Here is a 535-nt window from a genome sequence, read left to right on the forward strand (position 1 = left end):
ACTGCGCAAACTTGGCAAGCGCATGCTGGGTTGGGAGGAAGCACAGCATGGCGACAAAGTCAGCAAAGACACAGTGATCTATTCGTGGTTAAGCGAAGAAGCGGCGTTGAACTGCGCGCGCCAAGGTTTCGATGTGGTGCTACAACCTGCGCAAACCACCTACTTAGATATGACCCAAGATTACGCACCAGAAGAACCGGGCGTGGATTGGGCTAACCCATTGCCGCTAGAAAAAGCTTACAACTATGAACCACTCGCTGAAGTGCCAGCCGACGATCCAATACGTAAACGCATTTGGGGCATTCAAACAGCATTGTGGTGCGAAAACATCAACAACCAGTCTCGTATGGACTACATGGTCTTCCCGCGCTTAACCGCAATGGCAGAAGCATGTTGGACAGACAAGCAACACCGAGACTGGACCGACTATTTATCACGTTTGAAAGGACACCTACCGCTACTTGATTTGCAGGGAGTGAATTACCGTAAACCGTGGAAGTAATACAGAGCTGATGTAGAAGCATCACGCTTGAAG

The 535-nt window shown here is 49.9% G+C and carries 1 protein-coding gene; it reads left to right on the forward strand.

Features of this window, described 5'->3' with window-relative positions:
• Positions 1-502: family 20 glycosylhydrolase (locus R7Z77_RS28120; RefSeq protein WP_318137405.1), on the forward strand; the 502-nt coding region annotated here is incomplete at its 5' end.
• Between the last annotated feature and the right edge of the window lie 33 nt (positions 503-535).

The sequence above is a fragment of the Vibrio sp. 1401 genome (genome assembly GCF_033340295.1).